The organism is Pseudomonas sp. EA_65y_Pfl2_P78 (assembly GCF_963970495.1).
GTDB classification, from domain to species: Bacteria; Pseudomonadota; Gammaproteobacteria; order Pseudomonadales; family Pseudomonadaceae; genus Aquipseudomonas; species Aquipseudomonas baetica_A.
Map to the genome: position 1 here is coordinate 61683 of NZ_CAXAON010000014.1, position 14628 is coordinate 76310.

The window sequence follows — 14628 nt, forward strand, 5'->3', positions numbered from 1 at the left end:
AGGTTATCATGCGTACGTTAAATCGCTTGCTGCTGGTCAGTTTGATTGCTGCCTCACCGTTGGCCGCGATGGCGGCGGATGATGCGCCGTCAAAGGAGCCGGAAGTTACCATTAACACGCACACGGAAGGCGACAAGGTTATCCAGGAATACAGTCGCAGTGGTTTCGTCTATGCGATCAAGGTCACGCCGAAGGGTGGCAAACCGTATTTCCTGGTGCGCGCCGATGGTACGGACGCGAACTACATTCGCTCCGACCAGCCGGATATGCTGATTCCGTCGTGGGAAATCTTTACCTGGAAGTAAGTTTCCCGACTTTTAATCGGCGTCGCCTGACCGCGACGCCTGAACTGAGCAGTTTTTAACCATGTCTGTGTTCACTCCCCTGGCTCGGCCCGAGCTGGAAACCTTTCTCGCCCCTTACGGGCTTGGCCGTCTGCTTGATTTCCAGGGGATCGCCGCCGGCAGCGAAAACACCAATTTCTTTATCAGCCTGGAGCAGGGCGAGTTTGTCCTGACCTTGGTCGAGCGCGGCCCGGTGCAGGAGATGCCGTTCTTCATCGACCTGCTCGACGTGCTGCACGAAGCCGATTTGCCGGTGCCTTACGCACTGCGCACCACCGAAGGCCAGGCGTTGCGGGAGCTCAAGGGCAAACCGGCGCTGCTGCAACCGCGCCTGGCCGGCAAGCACATCAAGGTCGCCAATGCTCAGCATTGCGCGCAGGTCGGCGAGTTGCAGGCGCATCTGCACCTGGCGACCCAGGGCGAGCGCATGATCAAGCGCACGACCGATCGTGGCCTCGACTGGATGCTGGAAGAGGGCACCGAGTTTCTCTCGCACCTGGCCGACGAGCCGCGTGCGCTGCTGCACAAAGCGCTGGATGAGATCACTGCGCAGAAAGAAAAAATTCTCGCGCTGCCACGGGCCAACATCCACGCCGACCTGTTCCGCGACAATGCGATGTTCGAAGGCACGCACCTGACCGGTCTGATCGACTTCTACAACGCCTGCTCGGGGCCGATGCTGTATGACGTGGCGATTGCCTTGAACGACTGGTGTTCGGACGATGACGGCTTGATCGACGGCCCGCGTGCCCGGGCTTTCCTCGGTGCCTATGCGGCGCTGCGGCCGTTCACGGCGGCGGAGGCTGAGTTGTGGCCGACGATGCTGCGCGTGGCGTGTGTGCGGTTCTGGCTGTCGCGGTTGATCGCGGCCGAACAGTTTGCCGGGCAGGACGTGTTGATTCACGATCCGAAGGAGTTTGAGCAGCGTTTGGCGCAACGCCAGCAGGTTCTCACCCCTCTACCGTTTGCCCTTTAAAAGCTTCGCGAGCAAGCCCGCCACCTTGGTTCTGTGTCATGCACACATCCAAGGTGGGAGCGGGCTCGCACGCGAATGGGCCGACACAGATGGCCGGGTTTAGAGAGACTCCAGGCAGCCGGCCAGATCATTGCCCAATTTTTCCAGCACCTGCTCATACCCCTGAGCAGTCGCCGGGGTGTACCCGCCCAGCGCATCGAGCTCGGCCAGTTTTACCGGCAGACCGGCCACCAGTGTTTCCGCCAGACGCGGGCGCAGTGGCGGCTCGCTGAATACACACGTCTTGCCTATTTCCTGCAAGCGTTTGCGCATTGCCGCCACGTGTTGCGCACCTGGCTGCACTTCCGCCGCTACGCTGAACACGCCGGTGTGCTTCAAGCCGTAAGCGTCTTCGAAGTAATCAAATGCTTCGTGAAAAACGAAGTACGGTTTGCCTTCAATGCTGGCCAGACGCTTCTTGAGCCGCTGATCCAAGGCATCCAGTCGTTCATCGAACGCCTTGGCGTTGTGCTGATAGCGCTCGGCATTGGCCGGGTCGGCGGCGCTTAGATCCGTTGCCATTTTGTCGGCAATAACGCGCGCGTTCACCGGCGATAGCCACAAATGCGCGTCCAGCGTGCCCGGACGGTGATCGTGATCATGCTCATCGGCGTCTTCGGCGTGGGAATGGCTGTCTTGCGCGAAATGACGCAATTTCAATCCCGGCAAATCCTGCACCGCCACGCTCGGCAGCTTCCGACCGCTCAGCACGCGCGGCAGGAACCCTTCCATGTCCGGGCCGATCCAGTAGAGCAGGTCCACCGATTGCACTTTCCGTACGTCGGATGGGCGCAGGGCATAGTTATGTGGCGAGGCGCCCGGCGGCAGCAGCACTTCGGGAGTCGCCACGCCGTCCTGCACCGCCGCTGCAATCAGTTGCAACGGTTTGATGCTGGTGAGGACTTTGACCTCGGCCTGAGCCGAACCGATCAGCAGGAAACTGGCGACAAATGCCGCAAAAACAGAAAAAAGTCGGGACACGATGACCACTCAAGGAGGCGAGAACGGGTAACATAATAACGTCTCTATCAAAACTCGTCGCCGCCCATGCCTATTACACCGATTGCCAGCCGTCCCCACGACCACTCTCATTGCGTGCACAGTGCTTTGTCCGAGGCCGATGCCTTGTGCGCCCAGAAAGGCCTGCGCCTGACCGCGTTGCGCCGCCGGGTGCTGGAGCTGGTGTGGCAGAGCCACAAGCCGCTGGGCGCTTATGACATCCTCGCGGTACTCAGCGAGCAGGACGGCCGCCGCGCCGCGCCGCCGACCGTCTATCGCGCACTGGATTTCCTTCTGGAAAACGGCCTGGTGCATCGCATTTCCTCGCTCAATGCCTTCGTCGGCTGCGTGCAGCCGGAGCACGCGCATCAGGGCCAGTTCCTGATCTGCCGCGACTGCCACGCCGCGATCGAACTTGAACAAAAATCCATCAGCGACGCGATCATCAACAGCGCCAGGGATGTCGGTTTCATCGTCGAAGCCCAGACCGTCGAAGTCGTCGGCCTGTGCTCCGGTTGCCAGGGGGCTTGATGAGCAACGCGCTGATCCGTCTGGAGCAGGTCGCCGTCACGTTTGCCGGGCAGACCGTGCTGGACAACATCGATTTGAGCGTCGAGCCGGGACAGATCGTCACTCTGATCGGCCCCAACGGCGCCGGCAAAACCACGTTGGTGCGCGCCGTGCTCGGGTTGTTGAAGCCGGACAGCGGCAGCGTCTGGCGCAAGCCGAAGCTGCGCGTCGGCTATATGCCGCAAAAACTTCATGTCGACCCGACCCTGCCGCTCTCGGTGCTGCGTTTTCTGCGCCTGGTGCCGGGCGTCGATCGCCCGCGTGCACTGGCGGCGTTGAAGGAAGTGGGCGCCGAACACGTCATCGACAGCCCGGTACAAAGCGTTTCCGGCGGTGAAATGCAGCGCGTGCTGCTGGCCCGGGCGCTGCTGCGCGAACCGGAGCTGTTAGTGCTCGACGAACCGGTGCAAGGCGTCGACGTTGCCGGTCAGGCCGAGTTGTACAGCCTGATCACCCGGCTGCGCGACCGCCATGGCTGCGGTGTACTGATGGTTTCTCACGATTTGCATCTGGTGATGAGCACCACCGATCAGGTGGTCTGCCTCAACCGTCACGTCTGCTGCTCCGGGCACCCCGAGCAAGTCAGCGGCGATCCGGCGTTCGTCGAGCTGTTCGGCAAGAACGCGCAGAGCCTGGCGATCTATCACCACCATCATGACCACGCCCACGACCTGCACGGTTCAGTGGTCAAGGGCCCGGTTTCGGGCCAACCCCACGTTCATGGAGACAACTGCAAGCATGGCTGATTTTCTGTTGTATGCCCTGCTTGCAGGTCTGGCGCTGGCGCTGGTTGCCGGGCCGTTGGGGTCTTTCGTGGTCTGGCGGCGCATGGCCTATTTCGGCGATACGTTGTCGCATGCGGCCCTGTTGGGGGTGGCCTTGGGCTTTGTGCTGGATGTCAGCCCGACGGTTGCCGTAACGGTCGGTTGCCTGCTGCTGGCGGTGCTGCTGGTGACGTTGCAACAGCGCCAGCCACTGGCGTCCGACACGCTTTTGGGAATTCTCGCACCGAGCACGCTCTCTCTCGGGCTGGTGGTACTAAGCTTCATGCATGAAGTGCGGATCGACCTGATGGCCTATCTGTTCGGCGACCTGCTGGCGATCAGCCCGACCGATCTGGCGTGGATCCTCGGCGGCAGTGCGGCGGTGCTGGTGTTGCTGGTGACACTGTGGCGCCCATTGCTGGCGATCACCGTGCATGAAGAGTTGGCCAAGGTCGAAGGCCTGCCGGTGGCCGGTCTGCGCATGGCGCTGATGCTGTTGATTGCGGTGGTGATCGCGGTGGCGATGAAAATCGTCGGGGTGTTGCTGATTACTTCGCTGTTGATCATCCCGGCGGCTGCGGCACAGCGTCATGCCCGTTCACCGGAGCAAATGGCCGTGGGCGCAAGCCTGCTGGGCATGCTCGCTGTGTGTGGCGGCCTGGCGCTGTCGTGGTTCAAGGACACCCCGGCCGGCCCGTCAATCGTTGTGACGGCGGCCGCACTGTTTCTGCTGAGTTTTGTTCTGCCCCGTCGAGGGGTGTAGACTTGCTCGCTTTTTGCGCAAATAGAGAGTCGCAGGAATGAAGCCGTTCGCCTCCCGTTATCTGCTCCTTGTCGCATTTTCACTGCTGCTGGGCGCCTGCCAAAGCACGCCACCGGTGGCTGAAGTCGCCGATGCGCGAGCTACGGCCATCGCACAGCTGGAGCAAAGCCTGGCCAGTAGCGAATTGGCCACTGCCGAAGACCAGTTGGCCGCCATGCAGGCCGAAACCCCCAACGATCAATCCCTTGAGCACTATCAGCGGCAATTGGCCGAGGCGTATCTGCGTCGTAGCCAGATCGTGCTGCAGAAGGGTGACGTGAATGCTGCCGCTACCGCGTTGAGCCGTGCGCGTGCGTTGATGCCGAAAGCGCCAGCGCTGACCGGTGGCGTCAACGGTGCCATCACCCAAGCGCGCAAGGCCGAACTGGAAAAGGCCGAAGCAGCGTTGTTGGCAGCCGAAGCCAAGCCGAAAGCCAAGGTGATTGATCCGACCGCCGAGAGCACTACGGTTGCGCTGAACATCACCGATAGCCGCAAACTTCGTCGGCAACTCGATGCGATCGCCGCCGATGTGGTGAATTACGAATGTGCAGTGAGCATTCAGGCGCCCCGCACCAATGATTACCCTTGGTTGGCGACGTTGCTGACCAAGCGGGTGAAGAAATTGAATCCGGATTTCGATCTGAAAATCGAGAAACAGATTTTGCGCACGGTGCCGGCGCAGATGGTTCTAAGTCCGAAAAAGCCCTAAAAGCTTCGCAAGCAAGCCCGCTCCCACCCTTGATCTTCTGTGCCCACAAATTTTGTGTTCGACGCAGATCCAGAGTGGGAGCGGGCTTGCTCGCGAAGGCGTCCCTTCAGTCAGTGAATGACTTTTAGGCCGCAATGGCTTTCGCCTTGGGCTCGCGCGCCCAAACCCGATGCTGCCCGATCGCGGCAAAGAACGGTTTGGTCAGCGCGCCAACATCCTTGCCCTCTAGCAGCCCGGCATCCGCCTCCAGCTTCAGCACATCCAGCAACTGCTTGGCGTCACCCTGCAACGCAATCGCCTTCAAATGCTTGTACGCCTCCAGCAGGTAGTGCAACGCCACGCCGTCGCCGCTCAACGCCTTGATCGATGCCGCGCCACCCGGCACGAACACCGCATCAAAGATCACCGACGGCATACCTTCCATCGAGGCATCCACCGGCAGGCTTTTGCCATCAGCGGTTTTGACGGGTGCCGACGTCGGCCCGAGCAGTTTGGCGTGTGCCCCCTCAGCTTCAAGCGCTTTCTTCATGGCATCAATCGCCGCACCATCGACGCCGTTGGCCGCAAGAATGGCTACTTTTCGCGTCTTGATGTTCTCCGGCAACAGATTTGCCTGACTCAGTGCAGGGGATCGGTCCGGTGACGTTTTGCGCACCTCAATCGTGCCTTTGGCTGGCGCCGGCAAACCGAGGTTCTCGGCCACTCGCTTGGCCAGTTCCAGATCGATGTTGGCCAGAATTTCGTTCACCTGACGCGCACGGATGAATTCGCGCTCGACCTTGCCCAACTCAAAGCTGTAAGCAGAAATGATGTGTTCCTGCTCATGCTTGCTCATGCTGTGAAAGAACAACCGTGCTTGAGAGAAGTGATCGCTGAACGACTCGCTGCGCTGGCGGATCTTGTTGGCGTCAATGCGTTCCGGATAGCTCTCGAAACCACCGTCCTGCGCGCCCGGCGGAGTTTCTTTCGGCCAGCCGCCATCAATCGAGTTCGGCTCGTAGGACGCACGGCCCTTGTCGATCACCGTGCGGTGCTGAGCATCGCGCTGACCGTTGTGGAACGGCGCCACCGGGCGATTGATCGGCAGTTCATGAAAGTTCGGCCCGCCGAGTCGGCTGATTTGCGTATCGGTGTAGGAAAACAGCCGACCTTGTAGCAATGGATCATTGGAAAAGTCGATTCCCGGGACGATGTGGCCCGGACAGAACGCAACCTGTTCAGTCTCGGCAAAGTAATTGTCCGGATTGCGGTTGAGGGTCATTTTGCCCAGCGGCGTGATCGGCACGATTTCTTCGGGGATCAACTTGGTCGGGTCGAGGATGTCGAAATCGAAGTCGTGCTCGTTTTCCTCCTCGATGACCTGCACGCCCAATTCCCATTCCGGGTAGTCGCCCATCTCGATCGATTCCCAAAGGTCGCGACGGTGATAGTCCGTGTCCTTGCCGGCGAGTTTCTGCGCCTCATCCCACACCAGCGAGCAAGTGCCGGCGGTAGGGCGCCAGTGGAATTTGACGAAGCGCGATTTGCCTTCGGCGTTGATCAAACGGAAGGTGTGGATGCCAAAGCCCTGCATGCTGCGCAGGCTTTTGGGGATCGCCCGGTCGGACATCGCCCAAATGACCATGTGCGCCGATTCCGGGACCAGCGAGACGAAATCCCAGAAAGTGTCATGGGCCGAACCGCCGGTAGGGATTTCGTTGTGGGGCTCGGGTTTCACTGCATGGACGAAGTCGGGAAACTTGATCGCATCCTGAATGAAAAACACCGGCATGTTGTTGCCGACCAGATCGAAGTTGCCCTCATCTGTGTAGAACTTCACCGCGAAACCGCGTACGTCACGTACGGTATCGCCAGAGCCGCGTGGCCCCTGCACCGTGGAAAAGCGCACGAACACCGGAGTTTTCTTCCCCGGATCCTGTAGGAAGCCAGCCTTGGTCAGCGTGGCGTGATTCTCGTAGGCCTGAAAGAAGCCGTGAGCCCCGGTGCCGCGGGCGTGGACGATGCGTTCTGGTATCCGCTCGTGGTCAAAGTGCGTGATCTTTTCACGCATGATGAAATCTTCGAGCAGCGACGGCCCGCGGGCGCCGGCCGTCAGGGTGTTCTGGTTGTCGGCAATTTTTACGCCCTGATTGGTGCGCAGGGCCTGGCCGGTGGCGTCGGAGCGAAACTTCTCCAGGCTGTCGAGTTTGGCGTTGGTGTTGGCGCGATCCTTGGTATCGGTTCCGGCCAGTTGGCTTTTGTCAGCGGTGGGCTTCTTACTGCTCATCAGACGTAAACTCCTCGTTTGACCCCGAGGCTTGCCGGGGGCTCTTGAGTGGTTCCCGGGCACGGCACCCAGGGTTTTCAAGTCGCTTACCTAGTGACTGACGAGGATTTTGAGCGTTCCTTTTTTATGACCTTTGATCTTGTTATTGCCAAATCGAAGGTTAATTGAGAAATAAATGCTAAGAACCTCTATACGGACAGGCTAAAATGCGCGCCCGGCTAAACGCTGATCCTTTTCTAACGCGCCCCACAAGGTTCGCTACGTGATCGAGTTTCAAAACGTCCACAAGACTTACCGCGTCGCCGGTAAGGACATTCCCGCCCTGCACCCGACCAGCCTCTCGATCGAGAATGGTCAGGTCTTCGGCCTGATCGGTCATTCCGGTGCGGGCAAAAGTACCCTGCTGCGTCTGATCAATCGCCTGGAAGATTCCAGCGGCGGCAAGATCTTCGTCGACGGCGAAGAAGTCACCGCGCTGGACGCCAACGGCCTGCGTCGTTTCCGTCAGCAAGTCGGGATGATCTTCCAGCACTTCAACTTGCTGGCATCCAAGACGGTGGCCGACAACGTGGCGCTGCCGCTGACCCTGGCGGGCGAGCTGTCGAGCAGTGAAATCGACAAGCGCGTGGCCGAGTTGCTGGCGCGGGTCGGTCTGTCCGATCACGCCAGGAAGTACCCGGCGCAATTGTCCGGCGGCCAGAAGCAGCGCGTCGGCATTGCCCGCGCCCTGGCGACCAAACCCAAGATTCTGCTCTGCGACGAAGCCACCAGCGCCCTTGACCCGCAGACCACCGCGTCGGTCCTGCAACTGCTGGCCGAGATCAATCGCGAGCTGAAACTGACCATCGTCCTGATCACCCACGAGATGGATGTGATCCGTCGCGTGTGCGATCAGGTTGGCGTGATGGATGCCGGCGTGATCGTCGAGCAAGGTTCGGTGGCTGATGTGTTCCTGCATCCGCAGCACCCGACCACCAAGCGTTTCGTGCAGGAAAGCGAGCAGATCGACGACAACGAACAGCGCGATGACTTCGCGCATGTGCCGGGTCGCATCGTGCGTCTGACTTTCCAGGGCGAAGCGACCTACGCGCCGTTGCTCGGTACCGTCGCCCGGGAAACCGGGGTCGACTACAGCATCCTCGCCGGTCGCATCGACCGCATCAAAGACATTCCGTACGGGCAATTGACCCTCGCCGTCACCGGTGGCGACATGGAAGCGGCGTTCGCCCGCTTCACCGCCGCTGACGTTCACATGGAGGTGCTGCGTTAATGGAACTGCTCAAGACTTTCTTCGAAAACATCGACTGGTTTGAAATCTGGCTGGCGACGGGCGACACCCTGCTGATGCTCGGCGGTTCGCTGCTGTTCACCGTGCTGCTCGGTTTGCCGCTGGGCGTGTTGCTGTTCTTGTGCAGCCCGCGTCAGTTACTCGAAGCCAAAGGCGTCTACGCCATGTTGTCGCTGGCGGTGAACATTCTGCGTTCGCTGCCGTTCATTATCCTGTTGATCGTGATGATCCCGTTCACGGTGCTGATCACCGGCACGTCGCTGGGCGTGGCCGGTGCGATTCCGCCGTTGGTGGTGGGTGCCACGCCGTTCTTCGCGCGTCTGGTGGAAACCGCCCTGCGTGAAGTCGATCGCGGCATCATCGAAGCGACCCAGTCGATGGGCGCGACGACCCGGCAGATCATCGTCAACGCTTTGCTGCCTGAGGCTCGTCCGGGGATCTTCGCGGCGATTACGGTGACGGCGATTACTCTGGTGTCCTACACGGCCATGGCCGGTGTCGTGGGCGCGGGTGGTCTGGGTGACCTGGCGATCCGCTTCGGCTATCAGCGTTTCCAGACTGACGTGATGATCGTCACCGTGGTCTTGCTGTTGATCCTGGTGCAAGTGTTGCAAATGGTAGGTGACAGACTGGTCGTGCATTTCTCGCGCAAGTAACCGGTTTCGTCATTAATAAATGAGCCGGCCATTCGCTGGCAGGCGCCGCAAGCGGGTGCCTCAAATGGAGTTAGCTGAATGAAAAAACTGATCGTTGCCCTCGCCGCCGTGGCGGCTTTTTCGGCCCAGGCAGAAGAAACCCTGACCGTAGCCGCCACTCCGGTGCCGCACGCTGAAATCCTCGAGTTCGTGAAGCCGGCGCTGGCCAAAGAAGGCGTGGACCTGAAGGTCAAAGTCTTCACCGACTATGTTCAGCCGAACGTGCAGGTCGCGGAAAAGCGTCTGGACGCCAACTTCTTCCAGCACCAGCCGTACCTCGATGAGTTCAACAAGGCCAAGGGCACCCACCTGGTGGCTGTGACCGGCGTGCACCTGGAGCCGCTGGGCGCTTACTCCAGCAAGATCAAGGATCTCAAAGACCTGCCAAGCGGCGCCAATGTGGTGATCCCGAACGACGCCACCAACGGCGGCCGTGCGCTGTTGCTGCTGGCCAAGGCTGGCGTGATCAAGTTGAAGGATTCGAACAACATCCTGTCGACCGTCAAAGACATCGTCGAAAACCCGAAAGACCTGAAGATCCGTGAACTGGAAGCCGCGACCATTCCGCGCGTGCTGACTCAGGTCGACCTGGCGCTGATCAACACCAACTACGCGCTGGAAGCCAAGCTTGATCCATCCAAGGACGCGCTGGTGATCGAAGGCAATGACTCGCCTTACGTGAACATCCTGGTGTCCCGCGAGGACAACAAGGACAGCGACGCGATGAAGAAACTGGCTGCGGCGTTGCACAGCCCAGAAGTGAAGCAATTCATCACCGAGAAGTACAAAGGCGCGGTATTGCCGGCGTTCTGATTCAGAACGCGGCAATGAAAAAAGGGGCGCATTCGATGCGCCCCTTTTTTTGCCTGGAATATGGCCCCTGTGGAAGCGGGCTTGCTCGCGAAAGCGGTGTGTCAGTCAGTAGAGAGCTTGGCTGGACTGACGCCTTCGCGAGCACGCCCGCTCCCACCAGGGAACCGTGGTGTCTTTACTTGCGGTTAAGCATCACTGGCAACTGCGCGACAAGCTTGGCGTTGTTCAACGGTGCCCGAATAAACCCGCGCTGTGTCCCGTCCGGCCCGATCACCGCCAGGTTGCCGCTGTGATCAACCGTGTAATTGGGCTTGCTGGTATCGGCCGGGATAAACGGAATGCTCACCGCGTTGGCGACTTTCTGCAGCTCCTCGATCGAGTTCGGCGTCAGGCCGATGAACTGTGGATCGAAGTAGCCCAGGTACTGCTTCAACTGCTTCGGGTTATCGCGATTCGGGTCGACGCTGACCAGCACGATCTGCAACTTATCCACAGCCTCTTTGGGCAACTCGCTCTTGATCTGCCGCAGTTGGGCGAGGGTGGTCGGGCAGATGTCCGGGCAGAAGGTGTAGCCGAAGAACAACAGGCTCCACTTGCCTTTGAGCTCATTGATCGCGACCGGTTTGCCGTCCTGATCGGTCATCGTCACGTCCGGCAGGGTGCGGCTCTGCGGCAGCAGGATGATGCCGGCGTCGATCAGCGCGGTGGGGTCGCCCTGGCCCTTGCCGCTCAGCACTTTGTTAACGGTAAGTCCCAGGATCAGCGCGATCACGGCGACGAGGATGAAGACGGTTTTCTGGGTTCGAGTCATAGGTTCAACAGTAAGTAGTGGTCTACGAGCAGGGCGATGAACAACAGGAACAAGTAATAAATAGAGTACTTGAAGGTGTTGATCGCCGCGTGCGGCCGAGTGCCACGGTACAGCACCACGGCCCATTGCAGAAACCTTGCACCCAGGCCGAGGGCGCAGATCAGGTACAACACGCCGCTCATGTGGATCACATACGGCAGCAGGCTCACCGCGAGCAGGGCGAAGGTGTACAGCAGAATGTGCACCTTGGTGTAGTGCTCGCCGTGGGTGACCGGCAGCATCGGTATATCGGCCTTGGCGTATTCCTCTTTGCGGTGGATCGCCAGTGCCCAGAAGTGCGGCGGGGTCCAGGCGAAGATGATCAGCACCAGCAGTAACGGTTCGGCGCTGACATGGCCGGTGGCAGCGGTCCAGCCGAGCAGCGGTGGCGCGGCGCCGGCGAGGCCGCCGATGACGATGTTCTGCGGCGTCGCGCGTTTGAGAAAACCGGTGTAGATCACCGCGTAACCGAGCAACGAGGCCAGCGTCAGCCACGCCGTCAGCGCATTGGTAAAGGTCAGGAGCATCGCCTGACCAAGTAAGGCCAGCACCAGTGCAAAGGTCAACGCCGCTACTGGCGAGACGCGACCTTCAGCCAATGGCCGTTTGTGCGTGCGCGCCATCACTGCATCGATACGCCGATCCACCACATGATTGACCGCCGCCGCGCCACCGGCACACAGCGCAATACCCAGATTGCCAAACACCAGCACCGTCCACGGCACCCCGGCGCGGGTCGCGAGGAACATCCCGACCAGCGAGGTGATCAGCATCAACACCACGACTTTTGGTTTGGTCAGTTCCAGATAATCTCGCCAGATCGCCTGAGTGGGACGTTCGCCAATCAGAATCGCCATGGCGTTTCTCCTTTTAGGGTGATGGGCGCAGCGCAGTGTTTACGTGGGCTCAGGCGCCAGCGCGCAAGCACCGGCTGCTTGACCCGGACCAGACTGGTGCGCGCGTGATAATTGACCAGCACCAAAGTCAGCAACAGCGCTGCGCCGCCGGCGTTGTGCGCCACGGCCACCGGCAGTGGCAGATGGAACATCACGTTGCTGATGCCAAGCGTGATTTGTGCGCCGAGGGCGATCAGCACCAGCCCGGCCAGCCGCGTCATGCCGACCACTTTCAGTTGCCAGGCCAGGCCGAGCAGCACCAGCGTCACCAGCAGCGCGCCGATGCGATGAGTCAGGTGAATCGCCGTGCGCGCATCGCTGTCGAGTTGTCCGCCCAGGTAATTGGGGCCGATGTGTTGAGTCAGGTGAAAACCGTTGGCGAAGTCGGCGGGCGGCAGCCATTGGCCGTGGCAGGTCGGGAAGTCGATGCAAGCCACCGCCGCATAGTTGGAGCTGACCCAGCCACCGAGGGCGATCTGGCCGATCACCAGCAACAATCCGGCAGTCGCCCAATATTGCAGACGTTTGGGCACGGTCAGCGCCGGTAGCACGCCGGACAATCTCAGGGTCAGCAAAAACAACAGGCTCAACGTCGCAAAGCCGCCGAGCAAATGCCCGGTGACCACTTGCGGCCAGAGCTTGAGCGTCACCGTCCACATGCCGAACGCCGCTTGCGCGAACACCACCGCCAGGAGAAACAGTGGCAGCTTCAACGGTTGTCCCGGATGACGACGGTTGACCCACGCACGCCCGGCCAGAATCGAAATGAGCAGGCCAAGGGTGCCGGCGAAGTAGCGGTGGATCATCTCGTTCCAGCCCTTGTGCGCCTCCACTGGCGAGTCGGGGTAATGCAGTTCGGCATGGGCCAGTTGGGCTTCGCTTTTCGGCACGCTGATAAACCCGTAGCAGCCCGGCCAGTCCGGACAGCCGAGGCCGGCGTGGGTCAGGCGGGTGTAGGCGCCAAGCAGCACGACAATCAGTGCCAGCAGGGTGGCAAACAGCGCGAGGCGAAATCCAGGTTTGGCCATGACGATGCCCTTATCCGATGTTCGACAGTTTCAGCAGGTGGCGCAGGTCGTTGAGCAGGTCCTTGCCCTTCATCTTCGGGTCGTAACGCAGCACAAGGTTGCCGTGGGGGTCGATGATCCACAGTTGCGGCGTGACCTTGTCGCCCGTCGTTTTGCTGAACACGGCGGCGTCCAGCCGATAGCGCTGCAATTGCGGGTATTCGCGGCTGAGTTTGGCTTGATAGTCGGTGCTCAGCGGTTGCGCGGCGGCGAGGGCGTGGCTGGCACGGCCGGCATCGCGGCCCAGGCCGATCTGGATTTGTCGCGCCAGGTACACCAGTTGCTGGCAATCCACCGCGCAATCTTTCGGCGCGGTCACCAGCATCTGCCAGCGCTCTTCATCGGCCTGCACGCCAAGGTCGGCGCGGGTCTGGCCGTTGCCGATCAGTTCGCCGTGATAGCTGCGACCTTCCGGCACCCAGAACTGCAATTTGTACATGCCGGTGGCGAGGATCATCGGGCCGACCACGCCGAGCACAATCAGCAGCAGTTGAAGGCGTCCGCGACGACGGCTGGCGGCAGGTTTGGTTTCAGACATGCTGGGTGGATTCATGGCCGTTCCCATGGTGTTTCTCCTTTGCGTTGTGCCAGCCGAGGTAGACATAGAGACCGAGCAGGGCGGTGGCCATGGCGAACCACTGCACGGCGTAACCGAGGTGTTTTTCCGGGCCCATGGCAACCACCGGCCAATCGGCCTGATAGCTGGCCGGGCCGGGCTCGGCGCGTAATTCATAAGCGAAGCCGTCGCGCTCGAGGGTTTTCCACAGCCTGGCCGGCTCGACGGCGGTGATGGTTTGCGGCCAGGTATTGCTGACCGGGTCGGCGTGCAGCTGGAAGGTTGCGCCGGGGGCGACGTAGACCCAGGCGTCGATGTTCAGCGCCTGGGTAGGCGTGGTGAATTGCGGCGGTACGCGTCGGTCCGGCCACGGCAGCCAGCCGCGATTGACCAGCAGCCACAATCCCGTGCGCTGATCCTGAAACGGTTGCAGCAACTCGACGCCGACCTTGCCGTTGCGCTGGCGGTTGTCGAGCAGCAGGCTGTGGGCGGTATCGAACTGGCCATAAAGGTGTACGCGGCGATAGGCCGGGTCGGCGCTGTGCAGCAATTCGCCGCTGGCCATAGGATCAGCGGCACGACGTTCGGCATAACTGGCGAGCAGGGCGGTTTTCGCTGCGCCACGGCCCAGTTGCCAGAAGCCCAGCGACACCAGCAACGGCAGCAACAACGCCACCACCACCGTCGGTATGACGCCCGGACGGAAGCGCATCATGGCCGCGCCACAAAGTCAGTCGTCGTGATCGCTATACTCAAACACATCGCCTGTCCCCCGGAGTCTTCCCATGCTCAAAACAGCCATCGTCCTGATGCTGATTGCCACGGTGATCAGCCTGTTCAGCGGCCTGTTTTTCCTGGTCAAGGACGACAGCAGTTCCAATCGCCTGGTCATCGCCTTGAGTGTTCGGGTGGCGTTGGCCGCTGCCACCGTCGGCTTGATCGCCTGGGGCTTTTACAGCGGCCAACTGGTGTCGCATGCGCCTTGGTAGTG

Annotated in this window: 17 protein-coding genes; 10 read left to right on the forward strand and 7 right to left on the reverse strand. The window is 60.8% G+C overall.

All coding sequences use genetic code 11. The annotated features are described in order from the left end of the window. The first annotated feature begins 8 nt into the window (after nt 1–8). The gene (locus AACY02_RS13490) at nt 9–305 is read left to right on the forward strand and encodes a DUF2782 domain-containing protein (protein WP_339432369.1); all 297 of its coding nucleotides are present in this window, start codon (nt 9–11) and stop codon (nt 303–305) included. Nucleotides 306–366: 61 nt separating this feature from the next. Then, nucleotides 367–1320: a homoserine kinase gene (locus AACY02_RS13495; protein WP_339432370.1), complete on the forward strand. Its 954-nt coding sequence runs from the start codon at nt 367–369 to the stop codon at nt 1318–1320. A 99-nt stretch (nt 1321–1419) separates the two neighbouring features. Here AACY02_RS13495 and znuA read toward each other — a convergent pair whose 3' ends face one another. Continuing rightward, on the reverse strand, nt 1420–2340 hold the full coding sequence (znuA, locus tag AACY02_RS13500) for a zinc ABC transporter substrate-binding protein ZnuA (RefSeq protein ID WP_339432371.1): 921 nt from the start codon (nt 2338–2340) through the stop codon (nt 1420–1422). A 66-nt stretch (nt 2341–2406) separates the two neighbouring features. On the opposite strand from znuA, the gene AACY02_RS13505 reads away from it, so the two are divergent. The 4 genes from AACY02_RS13505 to AACY02_RS13520 are packed head-to-tail and all read left to right on the forward strand — an operon-like array spanning nt 2407 to nt 5206. Beyond that, on the forward strand, nt 2407–2889 hold the full coding sequence (locus AACY02_RS13505; RefSeq protein ID WP_339432372.1) for a Fur family transcriptional regulator: 483 nt from the start codon (nt 2407–2409) through the stop codon (nt 2887–2889). Next, nucleotides 2889–3674: a zinc ABC transporter ATP-binding protein ZnuC gene (gene znuC, locus AACY02_RS13510; RefSeq protein ID WP_339432373.1), complete on the forward strand. Its 786-nt coding sequence runs from the start codon at nt 2889–2891 to the stop codon at nt 3672–3674. The genes AACY02_RS13505 and znuC overlap by 1 nt, the downstream gene beginning before the upstream one ends. Continuing rightward, on the forward strand, nt 3667–4455 hold the full coding sequence (gene znuB, locus AACY02_RS13515) for a zinc ABC transporter permease subunit ZnuB (RefSeq protein ID WP_339432374.1): 789 nt from the start codon (nt 3667–3669) through the stop codon (nt 4453–4455). The genes znuC and znuB overlap by 8 nt, the downstream gene beginning before the upstream one ends. Before the next feature lie 37 nt (nt 4456–4492). Next, a complete protein-coding gene (locus AACY02_RS13520) occupies nt 4493–5206 on the forward strand; it encodes a PA5502 family lipoprotein (RefSeq protein WP_339432375.1) in 714 nt (237 codons plus the stop codon). A gap of 124 nt (nt 5207–5330) precedes the next feature. On the opposite strand, the gene katE is transcribed toward AACY02_RS13520, so the two are convergent. Continuing rightward, nucleotides 5331–7472: a catalase HPII gene (gene katE, locus AACY02_RS13525; RefSeq protein WP_339432376.1), complete on the reverse strand. Its 2142-nt coding sequence runs from the start codon at nt 7470–7472 to the stop codon at nt 5331–5333. A 262-nt stretch (nt 7473–7734) separates the two neighbouring features. Here katE and AACY02_RS13530 point away from each other — a divergent pair, with 262 nt between their 5' ends. From AACY02_RS13530 to AACY02_RS13540, 3 genes are all read left to right on the forward strand, one after another. After that, nucleotides 7735–8742, forward strand: coding sequence for a methionine ABC transporter ATP-binding protein (locus AACY02_RS13530; RefSeq protein ID WP_339432377.1), 1008 nt, complete (start codon nt 7735–7737; stop codon nt 8740–8742). After that, complete coding sequence (locus AACY02_RS13535) at nt 8742–9416, forward strand: methionine ABC transporter permease (protein WP_221732278.1); 675 nt, start codon at nt 8742–8744, stop codon at nt 9414–9416. The genes AACY02_RS13530 and AACY02_RS13535 overlap by 1 nt, the downstream gene beginning before the upstream one ends. A gap of 78 nt (nt 9417–9494) precedes the next feature. Next, nucleotides 9495–10268, forward strand: coding sequence for a MetQ/NlpA family ABC transporter substrate-binding protein (locus AACY02_RS13540; protein ID WP_339432378.1), 774 nt, complete (start codon nt 9495–9497; stop codon nt 10266–10268). Nucleotides 10269–10443: 175 nt separating this feature from the next. On the opposite strand, the gene AACY02_RS13545 is transcribed toward AACY02_RS13540, so the two are convergent. From AACY02_RS13545 to AACY02_RS13565, 5 genes are read right to left on the reverse strand one after another with little or no spacing between them, the layout of a single operon-like run. Further along, the gene (locus AACY02_RS13545) at nt 10444–11079 is read right to left on the reverse strand and encodes an SCO family protein (protein ID WP_339432379.1); all 636 of its coding nucleotides are present in this window, start codon (nt 11077–11079) and stop codon (nt 10444–10446) included. Further along, nucleotides 11076–11975, reverse strand: coding sequence for a heme o synthase (gene cyoE, locus AACY02_RS13550; protein WP_339432380.1), 900 nt, complete (start codon nt 11973–11975; stop codon nt 11076–11078). Before cyoE ends, AACY02_RS13545 begins: the two co-directional genes overlap by 4 nt. Then, nucleotides 11963–13042 (reverse strand): COX15/CtaA family protein, encoded by a 1080-nt coding sequence (locus AACY02_RS13555; RefSeq protein WP_339432381.1) that lies wholly within the window; start codon nt 13040–13042, stop codon nt 11963–11965. Before AACY02_RS13555 ends, cyoE begins: the two co-directional genes overlap by 13 nt. Nucleotides 13043–13052: 10 nt before the next feature. Then, complete coding sequence (locus AACY02_RS13560) at nt 13053–13646, reverse strand: hypothetical protein (protein ID WP_339432382.1); 594 nt, start codon at nt 13644–13646, stop codon at nt 13053–13055. After that, nucleotides 13612–14352, reverse strand: coding sequence for an SURF1 family protein (locus tag AACY02_RS13565; RefSeq protein WP_339432383.1), 741 nt, complete (start codon nt 14350–14352; stop codon nt 13612–13614). Before AACY02_RS13565 ends, AACY02_RS13560 begins: the two co-directional genes overlap by 35 nt. A gap of 70 nt (nt 14353–14422) precedes the next feature. Between AACY02_RS13565 and AACY02_RS13570 the strand changes: the two genes are divergently transcribed. After that, nucleotides 14423–14626 carry a twin transmembrane helix small protein gene (locus AACY02_RS13570; RefSeq protein ID WP_007911731.1) on the forward strand — a complete coding sequence of 68 codons (204 nt, stop codon included), beginning with the start codon at nt 14423–14425 and terminating at the stop codon, nt 14624–14626. Nucleotides 14627–14628 lie beyond the last annotated feature (2 nt).

What these genes read in the sequence shown, in the direction of transcription:
- AACY02_RS13570 (WP_007911731.1), top strand. Translation starts at nt 14,423, where the DNA reads ATGCTCAAAACAGCCATCGTCCTGATGCTGATTGCCACGGTGATCAGC.
- AACY02_RS13495 (WP_339432370.1), top strand. Translation starts at nt 367, where the DNA reads ATGTCTGTGTTCACTCCCCTGGCTCGGCCCGAGCTGGAAACCTTTCTC.
- znuB (WP_339432374.1), top strand. Translation starts at nt 3,667, where the DNA reads ATGGCTGATTTTCTGTTGTATGCCCTGCTTGCAGGTCTGGCGCTGGCG.
- AACY02_RS13490 (WP_339432369.1), top strand. Translation starts at nt 9, where the DNA reads ATGCGTACGTTAAATCGCTTGCTGCTGGTCAGTTTGATTGCTGCCTCA.
- AACY02_RS13555 (WP_339432381.1), bottom strand. Translation starts at nt 13,042, where the DNA reads ATGGCCAAACCTGGATTTCGCCTCGCGCTGTTTGCCACCCTGCTGGCA.
- AACY02_RS13505 (WP_339432372.1), top strand. Translation starts at nt 2,407, where the DNA reads ATGCCTATTACACCGATTGCCAGCCGTCCCCACGACCACTCTCATTGC.
- AACY02_RS13565 (WP_339432383.1), bottom strand. Translation starts at nt 14,352, where the DNA reads ATGATGCGCTTCCGTCCGGGCGTCATACCGACGGTGGTGGTGGCGTTG.
- znuC (WP_339432373.1), top strand. Translation starts at nt 2,889, where the DNA reads ATGAGCAACGCGCTGATCCGTCTGGAGCAGGTCGCCGTCACGTTTGCC.
- AACY02_RS13545 (WP_339432379.1), bottom strand. Translation starts at nt 11,079, where the DNA reads ATGACTCGAACCCAGAAAACCGTCTTCATCCTCGTCGCCGTGATCGCG.
- cyoE (WP_339432380.1), bottom strand. Translation starts at nt 11,975, where the DNA reads ATGGCGATTCTGATTGGCGAACGTCCCACTCAGGCGATCTGGCGAGAT.
- katE (WP_339432376.1), bottom strand. Translation starts at nt 7,472, where the DNA reads ATGAGCAGTAAGAAGCCCACCGCTGACAAAAGCCAACTGGCCGGAACC.
- AACY02_RS13560 (WP_339432382.1), bottom strand. Translation starts at nt 13,646, where the DNA reads ATGGGAACGGCCATGAATCCACCCAGCATGTCTGAAACCAAACCTGCC.
- AACY02_RS13540 (WP_339432378.1), top strand. Translation starts at nt 9,495, where the DNA reads ATGAAAAAACTGATCGTTGCCCTCGCCGCCGTGGCGGCTTTTTCGGCC.
- AACY02_RS13520 (WP_339432375.1), top strand. Translation starts at nt 4,493, where the DNA reads ATGAAGCCGTTCGCCTCCCGTTATCTGCTCCTTGTCGCATTTTCACTG.
- AACY02_RS13535 (WP_221732278.1), top strand. Translation starts at nt 8,742, where the DNA reads ATGGAACTGCTCAAGACTTTCTTCGAAAACATCGACTGGTTTGAAATC.